Genomic DNA, 23,579 nt, shown 5'->3' with positions numbered 1-23,579 from the left:
TTGAACTATTTTGATTATGCGGCGACAGCTCCAATGAGAGACGAAGCGCTTGAAGTTTATAGTGAATTTGCCAAGATGAATTTTGGAAATACGCAGAGTTTACACGATGTTGGTACTCGAGCTGCACAAGTGGTTGCTGCATGCCAACAGTTCTGGGGACGTCAGCTTGGAGGTGATTCGTCAGGTGTATTTTTTACTGGTAATGCAAGTGAAGCGAATCAACTCGCCATTCGTGGATTCGTAAAAGGGAAGAGTGGGAAGATCCTTGCATGTCCTTTAGAGCATGCAAGTGTTTTGACGGTGTTGGGGGAACTTCAAACAGAAGGTTTTGAAATCGAATGGATGAAGCTTGCGCCTTCAGGTGAAGTCGATCTAGAAGCAGTGGCACGTCAAATAGATTCTTCATACTTACTAATGATTTGTCAGTGGGTCAATTCAGAAACAGGGATCATTCAGCCGGTTGAACAACTAGTAAAGTTAGCAGCAACTTATAAAATCCCTTTCCATTGTGATGCGGTTCAAGGGTTTGGAAAATGTTCTTTAGAGAAGTGGACTTCTGAAGTGGCTAGCTTTGTCGTTTCCGGACATAAGTTTGGAGGGCCCAAAGGATGTGGCGTGGTATGGATGAATCCTGCCTATCACTGGCAGTCGGTTTACTCTGGCACTACTCATCAACAAGGGTTTCGTGCAGGAACTTTGGACGTAGCAGCAATAGCAGCGACAACAAGAGCGGCAGAACTTGCTTTACTTGAACAAAAGGCGCTTTATCAAAGGGTTAAAGAGCTACATGATGTTATTCACAAGTCGCTACCTGATGAGATAGAGGTAGTGGGAAGTCGTACGAAGAAATCACCGTTTATTTTAGGGGTTTTAGGCTTCGGAGTAGATGGTCAGCACACTATGTTAGAGGGGAACCGAAGAGGATTTGCGTTCTCTACAGGCAGTGCTTGTAAAGTAGGACATGGAGAGGCTATGTCTACATTAACCTCTCTTAAGTATTCTCAAGACGAAGCAAAGCAGTTCGTTCGTTTTTCTTTCGGACGCCAAACAACCCAAGAGCAAGTCAATCAGTTAACCCAGTGGTTGCAACAAAGAAGAACTCCGTAGAATCAGCTTCTACGGAGTTTTTTTGCTGTTACTTTATTCTTTTTTTAATGGATTCTAAAGCATAAATGGAATTACGTTTCGCTAGCTCATCTTCCCAACTGTAGAATGAAAACACGTCAAACGTTTCCATCATGACACAATACTCCTTCAATGCGTGTTTGGTAGCAGAGTGTGAATCGTAAAAAGACTTCGGCACATAATTGGCTATAGATTGGAGAATTTCTCCTTCTACCAGACCGCCAGCGACAGGGTTTTCATAAAGCCGGTGGATACCTTCTAATATCAGCGAATCGGTAAACAAACGATGACGAATCACCTTAAGTAAATCTTGATTGGACAACTTGTAAATGGGTTCATGTTCAATGGTGCGGTACCAAACCTCAGTATCTAATGAAAAAAGAGAAGAAGGGGTCGTACTGAGATGCTGCTGAAGATCATACAAAGTGTGCGTTCGATGCATCGTACATTCCTCCTTTACAGTATTCAGTTTAGAATTTGGCTCCATGATGTCTGTTTACCCATATACTTTAAAACAAAACTGCTTTGAAAATCAAATATTTTTGATAAAAAGTTGTTTCATAGTAAAATAGAAAAGTAAGGGGAAATTAAAAACCGTAATTATTTAGTCCTATATATTTTCATTTGGAATCATAGTTTAATTAATGATATAAGAACTATTTTGAGGGGGTGGCTTCATGGAGCGAGTGAAATCAGAGAATGGCTATACTTTACTAATTACATTAGGGTTAATCATGATGATGATGCTCTTTATGTTCGCCTTCACACGCATTGCCGTCTCTCAAAAAGCCCAAGTTGAAAAAACGGATACTTCTATAGTTACTACGGCTCTTGCTGAGATGGGAGCAGAGTATTATAAAGAGCAAATCGTTTCGGATATTAATACTATGATTTTAACAACTACTCAAGAGATGCAAGCAATCAAAGATCAAGGTCTTGGATATTCCGCACTCACTGCTGAAATGCAAGATTTAGCAGTTGAAAAAAATAATGCCTTGTCTCTTTATTATGCATCCAATTATTACGTGGAGCAGCCAACTACACCAACGGAAATTAAAACAGGTTATACCACTATAGTGGAGCCTCCAAGTCGAGGTTATCGTTTAATTGAACGTTCTTCTTTTGACCCTACAACTGAGACGTTGTCTTTGAAAGTAGTAGGATTTACTGAGGATGAGGAAAGCGAACCTATTCAAGTGGATTTAAAATTACCTTCACAATTGATGTGGCAAGGAGATAAAACGGAAACGTTCACTCTGAATCTATCATTTGAACAGTATGCTCAAATGAGCACAGGTTTAACTACAACAAACGTTTTTACCAATGATAAACAAACAGCAAATAATGAAGTGTTTTTATTCGACAGTGGGGACTTTTACCATTTTCAAGGGAACGCAATTTTTCAAAGTCACCAAGTAGATGAAGGAAGTTTAAATAAAGTGAAAGTCCTTTCAAATAAATTACTTGAATTCCAAAAACATTTTGCGGTCTATAATTCAATTATTTATGGAGATATTATTTCAATTAATTTTGATTCACTTTCTAAAACGGTGATTCATAACTCTCAATTGAGAGCTTATCGAATTTTAATTACTAAAGGTGAAGTAGTCCCAGATCCAAACGCGGATATCCCGATTGTTCCAGCACCAAATAGTAATCAACAAAAAGTAGAGTTTACTGGAACATCTTCTATATGTTTGTTAGCACGAGATCAAGTTATCAACACAAACTATATCAATAATATTCAAAATCTAAAAAATATCTTATTAATGGATGCTACTTCTCATTTGATATATAAAAAGAGTGATGGAGATTACATCTATCAAAACGGATCTGAGCGAAAGCTAACCTCGAGTGCTAGTGATAATGAAATAGTAAACAAAGCTTGCAATACACAGTTGACATTTAATGAAGATCTAAAAGTATACGAAGCATTTGATCCGGAAAATATGAAAATCAGCGACGTTATCTATCAATAAAAAAAAGCCAATTTCTTCGGTAGTGAAGAAATTGGCTTTTCATTATGTGGTTTCAGGAGTGGCTGGAACCGTTACCGATTCATGCTGTTGTTTTGCGATTTCCATCTCTGTCAATTTCAACGTGCGAGCCGTCGAATTCAACAAGTCACAGAACATGTCGCGGTTGTTCGAAAGAGAAACTCCATAAGATGGTACCATCTCTTTAACAAGAGGCTGCCATTCTTCAATGAACTCAGGGAAGCAACGTTCTAGTACTTCAAGCATAACGTGCACAGCTGTTGAAGCACCTGGTGATGCACCAAGAAGTGCAGCAACCGATCCATCAGTTGCACTCACTACTTCCGTACCGAATTGGAGTGTTCCTTTTCCGCCAACTTCTGTATCTTTAATTACTTGAACACGTTGACCGGCTACAACTGTATCCCAGTCCTCTAATTTGGCGTCAGGAATGAACTCACGAAGTTCTTCCACACGTTTCTCATTAGACAATAAGACTTGTTCGATCAAATACTTCGTTAACGACATTTCTTTTGCTCCAGCCGCCAACATTGTAAAGACGTTGTTTGGTGTGACGGATTTAATTAAGTCGAGGTTTGAACCTGTTTTAAGGAACTTTGGTGAGAATCCTGCAAACGGTCCGAACAATAAACATTTCTTGCCATCAATATAACGAGTATCTAAGTGAGGGACTGACATCGGAGGAGCTCCTACTTTTGCCTTTCCATATACCTTAGCGTGGTGTTTCTCGACGACTTCTGGATTGTTACAAACTAGGAAGAGTCCACTTACAGGGAAGCCTCCAATATTTTTAGACTCGTGGATACCTGATTTTTGTAACAAGTGTAAGCTTCCGCCACCTGCGCCGATAAATACGAAATCAGCTTGATGGTATTCCCATGCGTTGTTTTCGAGATTGGTTACTTTTAATTCCCAACGGCGATCTTCTAAACGAGTTAAATTGTCGACGCGATGTTTGTAGTTCATTTCTACATCTTGCTGCTCTAAATACTCGAACAACATGCGAGTGAGTGCGCCGAAGTTTACGTCTGTTCCCGAATCAATCTTCGTTGCTGCAATTGGTTCATTATTTTTACGGTTGTTCATGATTAGTGGAATCCACTCTGACAATTTCTTTGGATCCTCTGAGAATTCCATTCCTTCGAACAGAGGGTTTGTTGATAGGGCTTCAAAGCGTTTGCGTAAGAAGTCTACATCTGCCTCTCCTTGCACCATACTCATATGAGGAATTGGCATTATGAAATCTTCTGGTTTTTTTAGAAGTCCTTTTTCAACTAGGAACGACCAAAACTGACGGGACAACTGGAACTGCTCATTGACCTTAATCGCCTTTGTGATATCGATCGAACCGTCTTTCATCTGTGGCGTGTAGTTCAGTTCACATAAAGCAGCATGTCCTGTACCGGCATTGTTCCATTCGTTTGAACTTTCAATGCCTGCTGCATCTAATTTTTCAAAAACTTTGATATTCCAATGAGGGGCCAATTCTTTTAAAAGGGCACCTAAAGTTGCGCTCATTACGCCGGCACCGATTAGAATGACGTCCATCTGTTTATCCTGACTGTTCATGATTGCGTTCCACATCCTTGAGTTTATCCTGATTTATATACGTACATTCCCTATTATACGCCTCTCCATTGACAAAATTCTACTATTATTTACTAGATAGCACGCATGTAAAAATTAGGATAAAATAGAGAAAAACTTGTGTGGAGGACATCTTATGCCGTTTTACATCATTCGAGATGACGTTACCAATTTAAAAGTAGACGCTATAGTAAATGCTGCCAATACTGAGCTTCGGGAAGGTGGAGGAGTGTGTGGTGCTATATTTGAGAAAGCAGGAAGAGAAAAACTAGCTAAAGCCTGCGAACTAGTAAGCCCAATCGAAACTGGACAGGCTGTAGTGACACCAGCTTTTGATTTGCCAGCTGCTTTTGTGATTCATACTGCGGGGCCGAGATGGCAGGGAGGTTCTCAAGGAGAGGTAGAGCTTTTAAAAGCTAGCTACAGGAACTCTTTGAAACTTGCTGAGCAGCATCAACTGAACCGAGTTGCCTTTCCACTGATTTCTTCGGGTATCTATGGATTTCCAAAAGAGCTAGCCTTTCAGATTGCTCGTGACACGATAGAGGATTTTATCGAAACGAGTGAACTGACAGTCTACCTCGTATTGTTTGATCGCCAAGCTGTAAAAATTAGTGAAGATTTAAAACTGGATATTGAGCGCTTCATTGATGAACAAGCTGTTCATCACATTGAGAAACGATTTAAACGGTCGGTTCAAGAAACACGTGAGGAATCAACTATTTCATTCAATGATTTGCCTAACCTAGAATCTGCTAGACGTTCCACGCTAGACGATTTATTAAATGAAGTTGAGGAGCCTTTTGCGGAAAAGCTATTCCGTCTGATAGATGAAAGTGGCCTCACAGACCCTGAAGTATACAAGAAAGCCAATCTAGACCGGCGCTTGTTTTCTAAAATACGCTCCAATCCAAACTATCAACCGAAGAAATCGACTGCGCTTGCTTTGGCTATTGCGCTAGAATTATCTTTAGTAGAGACGCAGGAACTTCTAGGTGCGGCTGGTTTTACCTTGTCAAAGAGCACAAAGATGGACTTGATTGTGGAGTATTTCATCCGAGAGAGCCGTTACGATATCTATACGGTGAATGAAGTGTTGTTTGCATACCATCAACCTCTGTTAGGGACTTTTTAAATGTCGCTTTGGAAGCGACCAGTGAAAAGCTAAATCAAGGTATCCTTTAGATACAATTCTGAAGGAGGGGTTTCAATGAAAACGGAACTAATATTTATTTTAGATCGAAGCGGTTCAATGGGTGGATTGGAATCAGACACTATTGGTGGATTTAATAGCTTACTTGAAAAGCAACGCAAGCTAGAAGGGGATGCAACTGTCACGACGATACTATTTGATCATGAAATAGAAGTGTTGCATGACCGTTTGTCTTTGGAAGAAGTTGCACCTATTACTGAAGCCGACTATTTTGTTCGAGGAACGACGGCTTTGTTAGATGCGATTGGGTATGGTATTCATAAAATAAGAAATGTGAAGAAGAATAAAATGTATGTAGAAACTAAAGTGCTCGTTGTGATTACTACTGACGGGATGGAGAATGCAAGTATTGAGTTTAAACGTCATCAAATTCGTTCTTTAATAGAAGAACAGAAATCATTGGGCTGGGAATTTCTATTTTTAGGTGCCAATATCGATGCAATTGCAACTGCAGAACAATTTGGGATTCACCGAGATTACGCGGTAAATTATCATGCAGATAAGCAAGGGACTGAACTTAATTTCGCTTCTATAAATGAAGCTGTTTCTTCTGTGAGAAGCGGGAGAAAAGTATCACGAGATTGGAAAGAGGCGGTAGAACAAGACTTTCAATCGAGAAACTAATAAAACCGGACGAAGCTCACTAGCTCGTCCGGTTCCTTTTTATGCCTTTACGATTTTATTTCCAGTTAAGCGATTGACAAGAACCGTCAATGCGCCGTCACCTGTTACATTTGTTGCTGTTCCGAAGCTATCTTGCGCCAAGTACAAAGCAATCATAAGAGATAACATCGTTTGATCAAAACCAAGCATCGTCTCTAACAAGCCAAGTGCTGCCATAACAGCTCCACCAGGAACTCCTGGTGCTGCAATCATCATAACACCAAGCATCAAGATAAATGGGAACATACTTAAGAAATCAGGAGTTTGACCTGTTAAGAACAACACTCCCATTGCACAGCTAACTAGTGTAATTGTACTTCCAGACAAGTGGATAGTAGCAAACAACGGAATAGAGAATTCGGCGATTTTTTCATTGACTCCAGTTTTCTTGGCAGACTGCATCGTTACTGGAATAGTAGCTGCAGACGATTGTGTGCCAAGAGCTGTAAAATAAGCTGGCATCATTGAGCGTAATAAACGGAATGGATTAACCCCTGCTGTTGTTCCAGCGATTGTATATTGAATCAGCAACATCACAATGTGAAGCCCAATAATTACAAGGAAAACTTTAGAGAAAACGACTAAGATGGATTGCACTTGACCGCCATATGTCATATTCATGAAAATCCCAAGAATATGAATAGGTAATAACGGGATGATGATTACGGTAATTACTTTTTCAATGATCTTTTGGAATTCATCTAGAATTGTTCTTAGGTTGAAACTATCTGTGGCAGAGATTCCGATACCCAAAATGAAAGATAAGATTAACGCACTCATCACTCCCATAATAGGAGCCATCTCAATAGTGAAAAATCCAGATTGTAAAAATTCTTCAGGATTCTCTAAATCAATTACTGCATTGTTCTCGACAAAACCAGGTAATAGGAAACTTCCGACAATAAATGCTATAAGACCAGCAACAATTGTAGAAATATAGGCAGTAGAAGCTGTTAACCCTAAAAGCTTTCCAGCACCCTTCCCCATATGAGCAATACCTGGAGTAATGAACCCAATAATAATGAGTGGAATCGCAAAGCCCAAAAAGGCACCGAAGATTCCGTTAAATGTAGCAAAAGTTCTAACGACTTCAACAGGAACAAATGAACCGAGTACGACACCAAGTATAATCGCAACAATAATACGAGGTAGTAATCCAAACTTAATTTTCACCTATAATCGTCCTCCCTAAAAATACAATTGTTTTTTTCATGAACGTATCATATCACGGAATAGTAAAAATACTTATTTTTTGAATAGAAAGAATAATTAAATACTCTACTGTATCACAAAATGTAACCGATTTCAAAATAATGACGCTTTCTTTACAATTTTCAGATATAATAGAAAGGCATGACACTAAAAAGGGGAAGGATGAAAAACTTGAATAGTGCAAACTTGTTCAAACAGGCATGGACAAAAAGCTTTTTAGCTCTAGTTCTAGTCGTTTCGCTTGTATTACCTTACATACCACAAGCAGCCTACGCGATCACGACACCTAATGCCACAGATTTAATCATTAGTGAGTATATCGAGGGTTCTTCAAGCAATAAAGCCGTGGAGATATACAATGGTACCGGAGCTGACATTAATTTGTCAGGATACAAAATGGAACTTTATTCTAACGGTGCCACAACTGCTACAAATACTTTTAATTTCGAAGGTATGTTAGCAGATGGAGCAACTTATGTTCTCTATAACTCAAGTGCAACAGATACTTTCAAATCTTCTAATGGCGCACCAAGTGCTGTAGCCAACTTTAATGGAGATGACGCACTAGTACTAAAAAATGGAGATGCGGTAATTGACTCATTAGGTCAAGTTGGCGTGGATCCAGGTACAGAGTGGGCAGCCAATGAAGTGACTACCCTTAATTCAACATTAGTTCGTAAAGCTTCAATAAAAGCTGGGGATACAAATCCTACAGATGCATTCGACCCTTCAGTTGAGTGGGATGGCTTTGCGATTGATACTGCTGAGTATTTAGGGACTCATACAATGGAAACTGCTGCACCAGTTGCAACAGACCTTTTGTTCAGTGAATATATTGAAGGTAATTCGAATAACAAAGCACTAGAAATTTTCAACGGAACTGGTAAAGATGTTGACATGACCGGATACAAAGTTGAGCTTTATTCAAACGGGACTACTAGCCCGGGGAACACATTAGATCTTGTGGGCACATTAGCAGATGGAGAAACTTTCGTCATCTATAACTCAGGTGCCACAGATGCATTTAAGCCTGTAAATGGCGTTTCCAGTACAGTTACTTACTATAACGGAGATGACGCTTTAGTCTTGAAAAATGGCGATACTGTCATCGACTCGATTGGTCAAGTTGGGGTAGACCCAGGAACTGAATGGAAAGCAAACGGTGTTTCTACGGCAAACATGACATTAGTGCGTAAAGCTTCTGTACTAACGGGAGATACAAATCCTACGGATGCATTTGATCCTTCTGTAGAATGGGATGGATACCCAGTAGATACTGCAGAATATTTAGGTTCGCATTCTATTGGAGAAACGACTCCGCCAGAAGAGCCAACTCAAGTTGCCGCAGTAACGGTGTCACCAGCTCCTGGAGCAGTAGTAGCAGGGACGCAAGTAACGCTTACTACAGCTACTGAAGGTGCTGAAATTCGTTATACAACAGATGGTTCTACACCTACTATCGAGAGTACGCTTTATGCAACTCCAATTGAAATCACAACGGATACAACGATTAAAGCTATTGCTTTCAAAGACGGATTAGATGCAAGCGAAGTTAGCACATTTGACTATACAGTGCTTGTATCAAAAACGGTCGCTGAAGTTCGTGCTTCTGCTCAAGGAGCGCAAGTGATTACTGAAGCCATCGTAACGACGGACAAACAAAAGTTTGGAAACAATGGATTCTACATTCAAGATGCAACAGCTGGAATTTATGTATATACGGGTTCCGATCTTGGAGTTGTAGAAGGTGACCGTATTCAGATTCAAGGTACTTTAGGTATCTATTCTGGAGATTTACAAATCACGAATCCAACAATTACAAAATTAGATACGAACAATACGCTTCCTGAAGTACAAGTCGTACCAGCTTCTGGTGTTAACGAAGAAACACAAGGTGAGCGTGTCATCGTGGAAAAAGCAACAATTTCTAATATCCGTGACGCTGGATTCGGAACTGTTGAGTTGACAGCTACTACTGAAGATGGTTCTTCTGTATTAGTTCGAAATGATAATCGTAATGGATTTACGTATGAAGATTTCATTCGTCAGTATAAAAATGGCGATGTTTTGGACATCTACGGAATTCCAGGCGTATTCAATGGAACATTCCAATTAAAAACAGTTGGAGAAAAGAGCTTTGAGCTTTCTGTAAAACCTGCTGTGTTCACTAACATCTTCCCAGGTACAGTCAATGAAGGAACTGCTATTGAATTATTGACAGAATGGGAAAATGCAACAATCTATTACACATTGGATGGTACAACACCTTCAATAGAAAGTGCAGTTTATAGCTCTCCACTTGTTTTAAATGAAACAACGACAATCAAAGCAATTGCTGAAACAGCATCTGAAACTTCAGAAGTGTTTACATTTAAGTTCACAGTTCTGAAAACAGAAAATGTAACGATTCAAGAAATTCAAGGTGAAGATCACTACTCACCATATACAGGGGCTGCAGTTGGTGGAGTGACAGGAGTTATTACGCACTTCTATAACTCAGCAAACTTCTTCATTCAAACGCAAACTCCTGATGATAACTTAGCAACATCTGAAGGTATAGCAGTTAACTTGCCTAATGCAGCTACTCAGTTCTCTGTAGGCGATGTTGTCACGGTGGGTGGTACTGTACAAGAGCATTATTACGAGGGCTACTCAGATAACCGTGAAACAGATCTTCCAATTACTCGTATTGGAAATGCAACGGTTTCTAAAACGGGGACAGCAGCGCTTCCAGAACCAATTAAAATTGGTGAGGATCGCATGCCTCCAACAAAGAACATCGATAACGATGGATTAACTTCATTCGATGTAGAAGAAGATGGAATTGATTTCTGGGAATCTTTAGAGGGAATGCGCATCTCGGTTCCAAATGCACAGATTCTTGGTCCGCAAAAATATGGTGAAGTCATTGTAGTAAACACAGAAGCAACAAACAACGATTTCAACTTATTAGGCGGAATCAACATTTCAGCCGATGATTACAACCCAGAGCGAGTCATTTTTGATATTGACGACGAAGACTATGTTGCAAAGTCGGGTGATCGTTATGCTACAGCACCTATCGGCGTTGTAGGTTACGGATTTGGGAATTACAAAGTATTTACATCAGTGGATCAACTTCCAGAATTACTTGCATCTGAGCACCCAGATGAAACTACTAAAATTGAAGCAGCAGAAGAAAAACTGACTGTAGCTACTTACAATGTAGAAAACTTCTCAGCGAACAGCGAGCAGACACCTGACGAGAAAGTAACTAAAATTGCAGATTCGTTTGTGAAGAAAATGAAATCGCCAGACATCATCGGTCTTGTAGAAGTGCAAGACAACGACGGAGGTACAGCATCTGGTACTGCTGATGCAACTCAATCGTATGAACGTCTAATTGCTGCTATTGAAGCTGCGGGTGGTCCAAGTTATGCATTTACTGATATCGCACCAGAGTACAATAAAGATGGTGGCCAGCCAGGTGGTAATATCCGTGTTGGGTATCTTTATAACACGGATCGTGTAGAGTTAGTTGCAGGTACTAAAGGAACGGCTATTGAAGGGACACAGTGGACAGATTCAGGTTCACTTACTTTGAACCCAGGACGTATTCTTGACTTACCACAAGACAATACACGGAAACCATTAGCCGCGGAATTTATGTTCAATGGTGAAAAAGTAGTCGTAATCACAGCTCACTTGAACTCTAAATCAGGAGACCAAGGACTGTTCGGTAAAAATCAACCTCCAGTTTTAGGTTCAGAAGCGGAACGTATTCAACTTGCTACAATGATTAATGACTTCATTGACCGTGGTTTAGCAAAAGATCCAAACTTAAATGTGGTAGTTGCGGGAGATATGAATGACTTTGAATTCACACCTGCACTGACTGCATTAAAAGGGGATTCACTGGTCAACATGATTGAACAAGTTCCAGTAGAAGATCGTTTTACGTATTACTACCAAGGGAATAACCAAGTGCTTGATCACATCTTGGTAACGAAAAACCTATTGTCAAAAACAGTAGTGGATATCTTGCATGTGAATGCTAATAAGATGGAACAGCATGGACGTGCGTCGGATCATGATCCAGTAATGGTTCAGATTGATTTCACTAAAGAAGTCGTTCCACCACCACCGCCAGTCAAACCAATCACATACTCTCGTTATGTGACTTATGAAAATCAAAAAGTTAATAAAATCAACATCACAGATAGCAATGTCCATGTGACAATCGGTGAAAATGTAGTTTCTAAGTTTGGTGTAAACGTCCTTTCACAAGTAGCGGGAGTGTCTGGACCAGGTCTTGTTGATAAGACCGTTTCATTGAAACCAAACAAACCGGGAGCTCTCTATGACTTTGAGGGTGCTGAAATCCAAGAAGTCATCATCATGAGCCGTTACAAGATGGAAATTCGCAATGCACACAATGTAAAGAAATTTACGTATGTGAAGACTGCAAAAGCAGAGAATATCGACTTTGTTACTACGATGGAAATTCCTACTGAAGAAGAACCAGAAACTCCTGAAGAGCCAGTGGATCCTGAAGAACCACCAACTCATACAGGGTATGATTCAGTAAATGGTTATTACACAGGTCTTGAAAATTTAACAGGTGAAGAGCTGAAAGACGCTCTTCACGACATTATTGATGAGCAGATTGTGCTTTCTTACTCACAAGTATGGGATGCACTGAAGTACACGGATGAAGATCCAAATAACACAAACAATGTGAAATTGTTCTATTCAGGTGTGTCTCGCTCTAAGTCACTAAACGGTGGAGATGTAGGGGACTGGAACAGGGAACACGTGTGGGCAAAGTCACATGGTGACTTTGGTACATCTATGGGCCCAGGAACAGATATTCACCATTTACGAGCAACAGATGTACAAGTAAATAGTTCTCGTGGAAACCTTGATTTTGATTGGGGTGGAAGTGCAGTTACAAATTGTGCAGATTGTAAACGTGATGGAGATTCGTTTGAGCCTCCAACACGAGTCAAAGGAGATGTCGCACGTATGTTGTTCTATATGGCAACTCGCTATGACGAAACGGATAGTGTGGATCTTGAGTTGAACGAAATCGTAGGAAATGGCTCTGCTCCTTATCACGGCAAACTATCTGTATTATTAGAGTGGCACGAACTAGATCCAGTAGATGCAACGGAAATCGAACGCAACAATCGTATTTTTGGAGCACAAGAAAACCGAAATCCATTTATCGATAACCCGCAATGGGCAGAAATGATTTTTGGGGTTAATTAAAAAATTGTTTTGAATTCGTGAAACTTATCTAGACATGAAACGTACTACTTAGTGCCAACCATTGTCTGGCATGAAAAAGAGCGCTGTCCAACCAGCGCTCTTTTTTTGTTTTTTAAGAATGGCAGCATTCTTAAATTCTATTCACTTGTTGTTAGTAAGGTCTTCTTCCGAATTCTCGGTCTGCGTATAATAAATGTTTTCCATTGTTGACATCATCATAATACTGTTTGCGTTCACTTTCTTCAAAACTCATCCGGTTGAAGTGTTCGTCCGTGTCATCTCCGGTAACAAACTCTTTGAACTTTTCCCAGAGTCCTTCTTTTTCGTGTCCTTCATGTTCGTTATGACCTCTATAAATGCTCATCCGGTCATCCCGTTTTGACATCAGGTACATATCTTCATCTGTATATCCTTCTGCACGTAGTCGGTCCATTTCAGTCTGAAGGTCTTGCTCATTGTCAAACGTTCTGTAATAACGATTTTCCATAAATGAATTGCCTCCTTAAATGTTTTGAAATGCGAAATACTGTGCTGCCACTCCTACATTTCCACAATTAGAGCTTTGTAAAACGTCTTTGTCTAAAATAGGTAGTTTTTTACTAGTCTCTCTCCTTGCAACTTGGCTTTCTCTACTGATAGACTAGACGGAGCATCTTGATAGAAAAGGACGTGAGACTATGCTAGACGCACTCATCATTTTCATTGCTCAACTCATCTATGTGCCGATTTTGACACTTCGGACGATTATGATGGTAAAAGGCATGAAAGCGAAGGCGGCAGGCTTTGGAATATTAGAAGGTATCATTTATGTGGTAGCACTGGGGATTGTGTTTAGCGATCTTTCAAATTACATGAATATGATTTCGTACGCACTAGGATTCGGGATTGGACTTTACTTAGGGCAAATACTAGAGCAGCGATTAGCTATCGGATATGTATCACTTGAAGTCAATGTTATGAATAAGAATGAAGAGATGATTGATCGTTTACGAAATGAAGGATTCAGTGTCTCGACTTCGGAAGTAGAAGGTATGAATGAGGCGCGCAGGTACCGACTTGATTGCACGGCTCGACGCGATAGGGAGCAGGAGTTCATCAGGATAGTAAGCCACTATGAACCGAATGCCTTTATCGTTTCTTATGAACCTCGAAATTTTAAAGGCGGCTATATTACAAAATCTATGAAGCGAAATCGGAAAAAACAGGGGGTACCAAATGGATAGTATCATTTTCGACTTAGACGGCACTTTATGGGATTCCAGACAAACGATTGCCGATGCTTGGACTCAAGCGATTCAACAAGAGATTGATGGCCATCCAGGTTACACAAAAGATGACATTGGTAGCTTGATGGGGCTTCAGATTCCTCAAATTGCAGAAAAATTGTTCCCGAATGCTTCCCTCGAACAAAGACAAGCTTATATGGATGCTTGCGCACGAGTGGATCAGCAATTAATTCGTAAGCAGGGTGGAATCCTATTTGATGGGTTAGAGGAAACACTTGAAGAACTTAAAAAAACATATCGTCTGTTTATTGTCTCTAATTGTGAAGATGGTTATATAGAAGCTTTTTATGAAGCACATGGGTTGGAACATTACTTTGAAGACTTTGAAAATCCAGGGCGTACAGGCTTGTCAAAAGGAGAAAATATTGCACTAGTGCAGAATCGTAATGGATTAAAACAATCGGTGTATGTCGGTGACACGCAAGGGGATTTGGATGCGGCACGATTTGCAGAAATTCCATTCATTTACGCAGCTTATGGTTTTGGGCATCCTAGTGAAGTGGATTATACTTTAAATGCTATTCAAGACCTTCCTGAATTAATGAGAACAATTGAAGCGAAATGAAACTTTTTGAAGACGTATCCGTATAACTACTATACAAGTTAAAAGGAGCGATTTTTCATGAGTACACTTAAAGTTGCAAAAGTCGTTGCGTTGATTTATCAAGCGGTATTAGCTATTCCCGTAGTTGGTGGATCTATCGTAATTGGTTCTGGTTGGGGAGCCCTAGGACTCGGTTTTGTAATCCATGCAATTGTCTTTATCCTTGCATTAAAATCAGGAGGAGCAAAAGTAGCATCTATCATCGGTATGGTGACGAATGCACTAGCTTGGATTCCGTTCTTAGGTTGGTTCCTGCATCTTTTGACAGCAGTTGCGTATGCAATTGAACTCTTAACCCGAAAAGAATAGAAAAAATGCCAGTCGATTCATTGATCGATTGGCATTTTTTTATATAGTTGAAATCCAACACCCGAAGCTTCTTTGATTTCATAAAGCGCATAATCTGCTTCTTTAAGCAATTGGTTTTTGTTTTTTGCAGTTCCTGGGAAGTAGGCGCCACCCATTCCAATTCGGATAGGGATGGAGTAGTCTTGATAAGAGAAAGGCTCTTCAAACTGAATAAGTATGCGCCTTGCTACTTCTTCGATTGTCTCAATGTCTTTTATTTGAGGGATAATGACGGCAAATTCGTCTCCACCAAAACGCGCTACAATATCATGGTCACGAAGAACACGTTGTATACGCTTAGCAGTTTCTTGAATGACGGCGTCACCTGCATCGTGTCCAAATGTATCATTAATATCTTTGAAGCGGTACCCATCTATTAAAAAGATAGCGAGTAAATCTCCAGTGCCTGCAGTCTGTTGGAGTAGATAGTCCATCTTATCATCGAAAGCACGGCGGTTAGGGAGTCCAGACAAATGATCGATAAAAGCCATCCGCTGTAGTTCATGTTGCAGATTTGTCTCCGCTGTAGCATCACGTACTAATAGATACCAACCTTGTTGTTGTTCAGCGATAAAAATAGGAATGAATTTCACTTTGATATAGTGTGCTTCTTCTTGGTGGACTCGAGTCACCCATAATTCATGCCGTGACGTCTTTTTAGGTTTTGGCTCGGTTGTAAACCATTCTTCAAAGAACGACTCTCGAAACCAATCCGACAGGTTGCTGCCTTCAAGTTCCCCAGCTGTAGCTTTGAGAAAAGATTTAGCTTCAGGGTTGCATTTAATGATGTGCCCGTGTGTATCTACTTGAAAAATCGCTTCGTTATTCAATTCAATGAGAGACTCAAGTCGAAGCCGTTCCTCATCAATTTGACGCTGGGCTTCTTTTAAATGCTGAAGTGAGTGCTCATGTTCAGTGATATCTCGAACGATGGCCATGATAAAATGTATATCCAATTTTTCCATATAAATAGGAGTTAGCAAACTTTCTCCGATATAATGTTGTCCTTTATGCTCAATGGGCATTTTAAAGCGAGTTTTTTCCATGGAGAGCCTTGCCTGGTCATAGTGTTTTCTGAGAGAAATATAGGCATGTTCAGATACCATAGACCTCATAGTGACATGGTTTGATAAGTCTGGAAGCCGAACAGTTTCTTTGGCCGCTTTATTGGCGTAAATGTATTCGTAATCGTTTCCATTGAAACTCATTACAAAAACGAGGTCATCAATCTGATCGAAAGTTTGCATTACCAGTGACAGAAAATCACTACCCAGTTCATCAAATAATTGTTTGATCCGCATGTGACCCGCCTCCAGCACCTTTTTTCTTATTATGCCATATTTATTGAGGTTGAATGTAGATTTTTGAGGTTTATACTAAATGTATATGCACTTTTAGTGGAAAGGAATTCAACTATGATTTCAAAACGAACTAAAATTTCTATAGCTGTGGTCACAGCTATACTAGTCTTTGCATCTATCACACAGCCTTTTCTTTTCTTGTTTATAACGTTGCCCCTATTACTCATCATTATTGGATACAGTGTAGCGAAAAAAATCCAAAATAAAATGCCTACGGGGTGGCTATCTTTATTGATTGCAGTTATAGGCGGAGGTGTTGCCGTCTTTTTAGCGGCCATCATTCTGTATACTATTGTTGAAATGGGATACAATGGAAAGAGTAATGCAGAACTGGATCGATTTTATGTGTTGGAATCGGCAGCAAGAACTGCTCAAAATGTGACCGTGTTTTTAGCATTTTTAATAAGTTACCTTAACTTTATCGCATTTTTGGATCGTCGCCGTGAAGTGAAGAAAAAGGAGAAACAGGTATCGTGAAATTTCGTTTTTGGTGGGGAGTTGCAGTACTTTATATGGCTGTTATTTTTTACTTATCTCATCAACCCGCAGTCCATTCAAATGAACTAAGTACCAGTGTCACAGAAGTCGTTATCGAATTAGTAGGGGAAGAGGCTTTCCAACCTCCCTCAACACTTGATCAATTGAATCACTTGTTACGAAAGTCCACTCATTTTATTGCCTATTTTGGACTTGCGATAGTATTTTGGATGGCATTAGCGAAGAAAGGATTCACTAGATATTTTTTGGCATGGGGACTAGCTACTTTCTATGCCTGTACGGATGAGTTTCATCAATTATTTGTCGAAGGTAGAGGCGGTCAATTGCGAGACGTCGGGATTGACAGCTCTGGCGCAGCTTTAGCGATGCTAGTACTATTCGGAATTCAAATGACCCGAAGACTCCTGTCTCCGGGCCGCAAATCTTCTTAATTGGTTTGTACTGTTAATAAACGCGCTGCTTTCAAACGATTGCGCACTGCAATCCCACCAGCTGCTGCTAGCACTGCTTTTAAGATTCCTAGTGGAATAAATGGCGTAGCTCCTCCAGTAATTGCTGCAGTCCAAGGCAACTCAGCTGCAAACTTCAGCCAAGCAGTTCCGAATGCCAAAGTGACGAACATTCCAATAAGGTTTGCTACAATGGCTTGTTTTACAGTGAAGCTCGTTTTTTCAAGATAATACCCAATGATAAATGCAGTTGGTAAGAACCCAACCAAATAGCCCCCTGTTGGACCGATTAATGCACCGAGACCACCACTCATTCCTGCAAATACAGGAGCTCCAACAGCTCCAAGAAGCAAGTAAATGGCAACGGATAGTGTGCCATAACGGCTTCCTAAAATCGTAGCTGCGAGTCCAATTGCTAGTGTCTGACCTGTAATAGGTACAGCTGTGAAGGGAAGCGGAATCGTGATTTGGGCAAACACTGCAATGATAGCAGCAAATAGTGCGCTGACGATCATCATTTTCAAACGTTCATTTCTCATGTTGTCATCCACCTTTATGTAAAATGAGTTAACCTAAATATAATTATGGTTAACACATATTTAGGATACTGATAATTAATTCATGCGTCAAGAAATTTTTAGCGGGAGTGATGCGTATGTGGAGGTCATTAACTCAAATGATTTTTATGGGGGTACTTAGTGTTCTTTTAACAGGTTGTGTCATAGCTCCTATAGAAGTCGAATTATCCCCCCAAGAGAAAGTGCGAATTGTATTACCGAATTCAGTAGAGCCAGTGGATCTCTCAAGTTATGAAGAAGAACTCCTTACTAAAGTGAATGAAGCTCGTGCTGAAGAAGGAGTTGAACCATTAGTCTATGACCCACAAGTTGCAAAAGTGGCACAGCTCAAAGCACAAGATTTGTTGACAAACAATTATTTTGAACATGAATCTCCAACATATGGGGCACCTAGTGAGATGTTGACGCAGTTCGGGATTGATTGGATTGCATCTGGTGAAAACATTGCTGCAGGACAATTGTCGGTCGATGAAGTTCATCAAGGGTGGATGGATAGTCCTGGGCATCGCGAGAACATCCTAAACCCTATGTTCACTCATATAGGTTTTGGATTTACTGAAGGCGGAGGCGATTACGGAACCTACTGGGTTCAAATGTTCACGGCTTACTGACCTCGCGTTTAAAGCTCTAGAGGAAGGGAATACTGGCTGTAACTCAGACTGAAGGAGTGTGACATTGATGGAGGCAAAAGAAACTGCATTGCGTATTTTGGATGAAAGTCGTTTAGGGACGATGGCTACTGTAAGTGAGGGAAAACCTCATAGTCGCTATATGACATTTTTGAATGATGGCTTTACATTATTTACTCCGACTAGTAAAGGTTCTGAAAAAGTAGATGAACTGGAATCTAACCCGTATACACATATTTTGATCGGATATGAAGGGGAAGGTTTTGGAGATGCCTATTTGGAAATTTTGGGGCGTGTCTCGATTTCTGATGATGAGAGTTTAAAAGAAAAGATTTGGAATGACCGAATGAAAAATTGGTTTGAAGGACCACATGATCCAAAGCTGGTTATTTTAAAAGTAACGCCTGAGTCGGCTCGATTGATGAACAAAAGTGGAGAGCCTCCGCAAGATATTCAGTTTTAATTTAGATACTAGGTCAAAACCAAAAAGGGAGTTTCTCGTAATTATGAGAGACTCCCTTTAGTATGTTCTATTGTGTGCAGGGGAAGCGTTCCGCGGGCGCGGGCTGAGCCAAGGTCTCAGCTTCCGCTTTTAATCCCGCTGGAGTCACCCCTGCACACTTTTCATGAATGTTGGTGAAATTAAATTTGTGCAAATAAATCAGTTATGACTCATTTTCTTTTCATTCATCACGTTTTTCGAGATTCATAGGACGTATGGTTCCCCATGGACTCACATAAATCGTCGCTTTTAAATCTACTGCTTCCTCTAAAGCTAAACCTTGTCCTTGTTCCACATAAAATTGCTCCAAATTAGAGACACTGACTTGACCACCCCAATACTGACCGTGTAAAGCACCTAGAAAATCGGAAGTTTCCATTCGGTCAACTGCTGCATAGCCGTCTTCCCCTTGAGTCAAAGAGAAGTAGACGGTCTCCCCATCTTTGATTTTAGAGTCTTTAGCAGCTTGATTGATGTCTGGATATTGAAGCAGCACATACTCTCCGTAGAACGGATCCCATGGATCGAATGGTTCTGCTCGCAACACAAACTCATCACCAAACCAACTTGTTGCAAAGTAACTTAACAAAATCCCGACAACAGCTACCGTTTGAAGGATAGGTAGAAGCCACTTCTTCATGTTGCAGCACCTTCTTTCTTACGATTCAGCCACCAACCGATTCCCGCAAGGACAAATAACAGAATGGCACCTAGCAAGAAGAACAAAGCCATATCGAGTCGTTGCCATGCGTAGATAAAGTAGATGACAAACTGAATGAGAATGAAGAACAAGAAGCCTCCGCGTAGTGAGCGACCTTCTCGTTGAGCCAAAATCAAGTACCCAAATGCAACGATTTCTGCCAAGATAGCTAGTCCTATTGCTGTTTCATCGTAGAGTAAGAAACCGATGAGTCCTAAAATACTGATCCATGCAACTGGACGATGCCACTTCCATAGTATTACTGCTAGGGCAATTCCAACTGCAAGTAAGAATCCGGATTCTAAATAAGTTAAGTCGACCAAGTCTAAATTGGTTTCACCTCTTGCAATCAAATAACCGATACCGGTGATTGCTGCCACTAATTGCAGTAGGGGTTGAACAACAACTTTCTTCTGTTCACTCAAGAACAATAAACCAGTTAGAGCGAACACTGTCCAAATCGGCCACAACGCACTCTCATACTCCACCAGAACCCAAAGAATCAACCCAGCTCCAAATAGGTGGATAAAACTAAAGGCGTTTGCTTCGGATCTTTGAGAATAATAGAAGTGAGCGAGAGTAATCAAGACAAAGGCACCCCACTCAATCCAACCTACGTCAGGTAAGAAAGAGAGTAAAAGTAATGTGCCTGCAATAAAGCTTGCAATTGAAAAAACAGGATGCTTAATCAGATAAACATGTGCCAAAGCTGCTAAATAAGCGAGCCACGGTAAAACGGAATTGGCTACTGGTAAATGAAAAGTTTGTAACGTGACGAGCACTGCAGCAATGAAAAAGGCATATCCCGCTACATAAAAGAGGACTGGCTGTCCCATCTTTCTCTTTTCAGAGAAGACAGCAATGCCATAAGCCACCCACATGAATGCAAGGAAAGTAACGGTCTTCAATACATCAGGAATGGCGCCCCAGTTGGCAGCGATGAAACTAAACACAGCAAGAGTTAAAAAGATAAGTCCAATGGTCAAAAGCAGCGGAATTTTACGTTTTTGCGGTTGTTTCTGTTCATAAGTGGTGATTGCGTCAACTGTTGCCTGGTCAACTAATCCCGCTTGTTGCCACTCACGAACCTTGTGTTGCCAATCGTTCATTTGTCCCACCTCCTAAGCTTAGTATACTGCTAGAATTTCCCTGTAGCTATCTGATTTTTTTATCACTTTCCTGTATACTAAAAGGGAACCTTTAGGGAGGAATACGATGAAAAAAATCTTACTTACGGGCTTTGAGCCTTTTTTATCATTTTCACTTAATCCGACGATGCAGATCGTCAAAGAGTTGCATGGGGAAACACTAAATAATTACGTAATCGAAGGACATATTTTACCTGTTGATTTTAACAAGTCGGAAGTAGAGTTAGTTAAACTACTGGACACAGTGAAACCAGATATTCATATCTCTTTAGGACTTGCGGGCGGTCGTTCGAAAGTAACTCCAGAGCGCATTGCTATCAACGTAAAAGATGGAGATGCAGATAACGAAGGCAACAAGCCCCAGGATGAAGCCATAGATCCGAACGGACGAGAAGGCTATTTTTCTACGCTTCCCATCCGAGCTATGGTGGATGCTATGAATGAGGCAGGTTACCCTGCATCGATTTCTAACACAGCAGGTACTTATTTGTGCAACAACATCATGTATGTCGGACGCAAATATGCAGAAGAGCATGGGGGAACAATGCCGTCTGGTTTTATCCACATTCCTGCATCTCATGAACTCGCAATCGAACATGGGCGAATCCCAAGTTGGTCTCATCAAGATTTAGTAGCGGCTATCCGCATTTGTTTGGAAACTACAGTGAACTTTGGAGGAATGAAACATGACTGATCCGTATACATCTTGGAGTACCTCTCCATTTGTAGACGATGACATGAAGCAGCAATTGCTAGCGATGTCAGTTGAAGAACGAGAAGATGCGTTCTATCAGAATTTAGAATTTGGTACCGGGGGGATGCGCGGAGTACTTGGCCCTGGTACCAATAGATTGAATTTATTGACTGTGCGTAGAGCGGCAAAAGGAATAGCTCAGTACATAGAAAAGCAAGGGGAATCGGCTAAGGAACGTGGTTTCGTGATTGCCTTTGACAACCGACGGATGTCTAAAGAATTCTCTCGTGAGGTAGCCTCTGTAGTTGCCGACGCAGGTATTCAGGTCTATTTATACGAAGAACCCCGTACAACGCCACAACTGTCTTATTCTGTTCGAGCTCTGAACACTTTCATGGGGATGATGATCACAGCCAGTCACAATCCCCCAGAATATAATGGGTTAAAAGTTTATGGAGAGGATGGGGCACAACTGAATTTGGAAGATGCTGAACAAGTCGTTGGTACAATTAATCAACTAGATGGGCCTGAGACTTTAGAGCCTGCCTCTCTCCAAACTTTTTTAAACTCAGGACGAATCCAGTTCATCGGAGAGAAACTTGATCAAGATTACAAGCAACAAGTGAAATCGGTAGTGTTTGATAAAGAGCTCTTTCAATCTACAGATTTAAGAGTTATTTTTACCCCACTTCATGGCGCTTCAGGAGGTACAGTCCGTTCATTATTCGAAGACTTGGGAATTACCAATCGCTATTTTGTGGAATCACAGATGGAACCGGATCCGGAATTTCCAACAGTCGCATCTGCCAACCCAGAAGACCACAGTGCTTTTGAGAAGGCGATGGAACTTGGATTCACTAAAAAAGCCGATTTATTAGTCGCGGTGGATCCAGATGGAGACCGTGTAGGATTAGCTGTTTGGGACGGAGACGACTACAAACTATTAAATGGAAATGAGACAGGGGCACTCGCCCTTCATTTTATTCTTTCCCAACATCTTCAGCGTGGGACGCTTCCTTCAGGTGGCGTTACTTATAAAACCATTGTGACATCTGAATTAGGACGAGTGATTGCGAAGTCCTTTGGAGTAGCAATGGAAGATGTCTTAACAGGATTTAAGTTCATTGGAGAAAAAATTCGTGAAAATGAGTCGGATCCTGATTATGCGTTTTTATTTGGGTATGAAGAGAGCTATGGATATCTTGCAAAACCGTTTGCTAGGGATAAAGATGCTGTGCAACTAGTCGTCTTGCTCGTGGAGATGGCTGCTTCTTATAAAGAACAAGGGATGACTTTGTTAGATGCACTAGATGCACTTTACTCAAAGTATGGAGCATTTAAAGAGAAGTTGATTTCAGTCACTGTAAAAGGTGCTAGTGGTGCCAAGCAAATTAAGAGTGCTCTTACAGATGTGAGGAAAAATGTGCCTGAAACGATAGCCGGGATTCCAGTGGACGTCATAGAAGATTATCTTTCCCAAGTCCGAAAGTCCCAAGTAGGTTCTGAAAAGATTGAGCTACCTCAAGCGGATGTTATCAAATTCGTGTTAGCAGATGGTACTTGGGTATGTTTACGCCCAAGTGGGACGGAACCAAAGATCAAATACTATATTGGAGTTTGTAAAGACACTAAAAAGCAAGCGGTAGAGCATGTCGAATACGTGTCGCGTTGGGTAGAAAGTTGGATGAAATCCAAACTCCATCTTTAAACTTTCCCAACCCCAGAGACCTATCTA

The 23,579-nt window shown here is 40.7% G+C and carries 22 protein-coding genes; 14 read left to right on the top strand and 8 right to left on the bottom strand.

What is annotated here, in order from left to right; all coding sequences use genetic code 11:
* Nucleotides 1–1,107: an IscS subfamily cysteine desulfurase gene (locus CF394_RS06140; protein WP_165767473.1), complete on the top strand. Its 1,107-nt coding sequence runs from the start codon at nt 1–3 to the stop codon at nt 1,105–1,107.
* A gap of 28 nt (nt 1,108–1,135) precedes the next feature.
* On the opposite strand, the gene CF394_RS06135 is transcribed toward CF394_RS06140, so the two are convergent.
* Nucleotides 1,136–1,567, bottom strand: a complete 432-nt coding sequence (locus CF394_RS06135) for a contact-dependent growth inhibition system immunity protein (RefSeq protein WP_094942351.1) — start codon at nt 1,565–1,567, stop codon at nt 1,136–1,138.
* Nucleotides 1,568–1,802: 235 nt separating this feature from the next.
* On the opposite strand from CF394_RS06135, the gene CF394_RS06130 reads away from it, so the two are divergent.
* Nucleotides 1,803–3,104, top strand: coding sequence for a hypothetical protein (locus tag CF394_RS06130; RefSeq protein WP_094942350.1), 1,302 nt, complete (start codon nt 1,803–1,805; stop codon nt 3,102–3,104).
* A gap of 42 nt (nt 3,105–3,146) precedes the next feature.
* On the opposite strand, the gene CF394_RS06125 is transcribed toward CF394_RS06130, so the two are convergent.
* Nucleotides 3,147–4,691, bottom strand: coding sequence for a malate:quinone oxidoreductase (locus CF394_RS06125; protein ID WP_094942550.1), 1,545 nt, complete (start codon nt 4,689–4,691; stop codon nt 3,147–3,149).
* A 154-nt stretch (nt 4,692–4,845) separates the two neighbouring features.
* On the opposite strand from CF394_RS06125, the gene CF394_RS06120 reads away from it, so the two are divergent.
* Nucleotides 4,846–5,844, top strand: coding sequence for a macro domain-containing protein (locus tag CF394_RS06120; RefSeq protein WP_094942349.1), 999 nt, complete (start codon nt 4,846–4,848; stop codon nt 5,842–5,844).
* A gap of 75 nt (nt 5,845–5,919) precedes the next feature.
* On the top strand, nt 5,920–6,546 hold the full coding sequence (locus CF394_RS06115) for a vWA domain-containing protein (RefSeq protein ID WP_094942348.1): 627 nt from the start codon (nt 5,920–5,922) through the stop codon (nt 6,544–6,546).
* 39 nt (nt 6,547–6,585) lie between these two features.
* On the opposite strand, the gene CF394_RS06110 is transcribed toward CF394_RS06115, so the two are convergent.
* The gene (locus tag CF394_RS06110; RefSeq protein WP_207761695.1) at nt 6,586–7,752 is read right to left on the bottom strand and encodes a dicarboxylate/amino acid:cation symporter; all 1,167 of its coding nucleotides are present in this window, start codon (nt 7,750–7,752) and stop codon (nt 6,586–6,588) included.
* Nucleotides 7,753–7,968: 216 nt separating this feature from the next.
* Between CF394_RS06110 and CF394_RS15925 the strand changes: the two genes are divergently transcribed.
* Nucleotides 7,969–13,047: an endonuclease gene (locus tag CF394_RS15925; protein WP_207761693.1), complete on the top strand. Its 5,079-nt coding sequence runs from the start codon at nt 7,969–7,971 to the stop codon at nt 13,045–13,047.
* Nucleotides 13,048–13,198: 151 nt separating this feature from the next.
* Here CF394_RS15925 and CF394_RS06100 read toward each other — a convergent pair whose 3' ends face one another.
* Nucleotides 13,199–13,534, bottom strand: a complete 336-nt coding sequence (locus CF394_RS06100; protein ID WP_094942345.1) for a YflT domain-containing protein — start codon at nt 13,532–13,534, stop codon at nt 13,199–13,201.
* 190 nt (nt 13,535–13,724) lie between these two features.
* On the opposite strand from CF394_RS06100, the gene CF394_RS06095 reads away from it, so the two are divergent.
* Genes CF394_RS06095 through CF394_RS06085 form a run of 3 tightly spaced genes read left to right on the top strand, consistent with a single transcriptional unit; the run spans nt 13,725 to nt 15,246 of the window.
* Nucleotides 13,725–14,270, top strand: coding sequence for a DUF2179 domain-containing protein (locus CF394_RS06095; RefSeq protein ID WP_094942344.1), 546 nt, complete (start codon nt 13,725–13,727; stop codon nt 14,268–14,270).
* Nucleotides 14,263–14,898, top strand: coding sequence for an HAD family hydrolase (locus CF394_RS06090; protein WP_094942343.1), 636 nt, complete (start codon nt 14,263–14,265; stop codon nt 14,896–14,898). The genes CF394_RS06095 and CF394_RS06090 overlap by 8 nt, the downstream gene beginning before the upstream one ends.
* A 57-nt stretch (nt 14,899–14,955) precedes the next feature.
* Complete coding sequence (locus CF394_RS06085) at nt 14,956–15,246, top strand: hypothetical protein (protein ID WP_094942342.1); 291 nt, start codon at nt 14,956–14,958, stop codon at nt 15,244–15,246.
* Between the two features lie 17 nt (nt 15,247–15,263).
* On the opposite strand, the gene CF394_RS06080 is transcribed toward CF394_RS06085, so the two are convergent.
* A complete protein-coding gene (locus CF394_RS06080) occupies nt 15,264–16,586 on the bottom strand; it encodes a diguanylate cyclase domain-containing protein (RefSeq protein WP_094942341.1) in 1,323 nt (440 codons plus the stop codon).
* Nucleotides 16,587–16,700: 114 nt separating this feature from the next.
* On the opposite strand from CF394_RS06080, the gene CF394_RS06075 reads away from it, so the two are divergent.
* Entirely contained in the window at nt 16,701–17,123 is a 423-nt protein-coding gene (locus CF394_RS06075; protein WP_094942340.1) for a hypothetical protein, read from the top strand.
* On the top strand, nt 17,120–17,575 hold the full coding sequence (locus CF394_RS06070) for a VanZ family protein (protein ID WP_094942339.1): 456 nt from the start codon (nt 17,120–17,122) through the stop codon (nt 17,573–17,575). Before CF394_RS06075 ends, CF394_RS06070 begins: the two co-directional genes overlap by 4 nt.
* Here CF394_RS06070 and CF394_RS06065 read toward each other — a convergent pair.
* Nucleotides 17,572–18,132 carry a biotin transporter BioY gene (locus CF394_RS06065; protein ID WP_094942338.1) on the bottom strand — a complete coding sequence of 187 codons (561 nt, stop codon included), beginning with the start codon at nt 18,130–18,132 and terminating at the stop codon, nt 17,572–17,574. The two genes, CF394_RS06070 and CF394_RS06065, sit on opposite strands and share 4 nt — an antisense overlap.
* Before the next feature lie 116 nt (nt 18,133–18,248).
* Between CF394_RS06065 and CF394_RS06060 the strand changes: the two genes are divergently transcribed.
* Together CF394_RS06060 and CF394_RS06055 are read left to right on the top strand one after the other, a co-directional pair.
* Nucleotides 18,249–18,782 carry a CAP domain-containing protein gene (locus CF394_RS06060; protein ID WP_165767472.1) on the top strand — a complete coding sequence of 178 codons (534 nt, stop codon included), beginning with the start codon at nt 18,249–18,251 and terminating at the stop codon, nt 18,780–18,782.
* 67 nt (nt 18,783–18,849) lie between these two features.
* Nucleotides 18,850–19,263 carry a pyridoxamine 5'-phosphate oxidase family protein gene (locus tag CF394_RS06055; RefSeq protein WP_094942336.1) on the top strand — a complete coding sequence of 138 codons (414 nt, stop codon included), beginning with the start codon at nt 18,850–18,852 and terminating at the stop codon, nt 19,261–19,263.
* Between the two features lie 220 nt (nt 19,264–19,483).
* Here the strand turns inward: CF394_RS06055 and CF394_RS06050 are convergent, their stop codons facing one another.
* Nucleotides 19,484–19,942, bottom strand: coding sequence for a GDYXXLXY domain-containing protein (locus CF394_RS06050; protein WP_094942335.1), 459 nt, complete (start codon nt 19,940–19,942; stop codon nt 19,484–19,486).
* Nucleotides 19,939–21,111, bottom strand: a complete 1,173-nt coding sequence (locus CF394_RS06045) for a DUF2157 domain-containing protein (protein WP_094942334.1) — start codon at nt 21,109–21,111, stop codon at nt 19,939–19,941. Before CF394_RS06045 ends, CF394_RS06050 begins: the two co-directional genes overlap by 4 nt.
* 106 nt (nt 21,112–21,217) lie before the next feature.
* Here CF394_RS06045 and pcp point away from each other — a divergent pair, with 106 nt between their 5' ends.
* Nucleotides 21,218–21,844 (top strand): pyroglutamyl-peptidase I, encoded by a 627-nt coding sequence (gene pcp, locus CF394_RS06040; RefSeq protein WP_094942333.1) that lies wholly within the window; start codon nt 21,218–21,220, stop codon nt 21,842–21,844.
* Nucleotides 21,837–23,552, top strand: coding sequence for a phospho-sugar mutase (locus CF394_RS06035; RefSeq protein ID WP_094942332.1), 1,716 nt, complete (start codon nt 21,837–21,839; stop codon nt 23,550–23,552). Before pcp ends, CF394_RS06035 begins: the two co-directional genes overlap by 8 nt.
* Nucleotides 23,553–23,579 lie beyond the last annotated feature (27 nt).

It is taken from the genome of Tetzosporium hominis (assembly GCF_002265435.1).
GTDB classification, from domain to species: Bacteria; Bacillota; Bacilli; order Bacillales_A; family Planococcaceae; genus Chryseomicrobium; species Chryseomicrobium hominis.
This window is presented reverse-complemented; position numbering and strand designations above follow the sequence as displayed.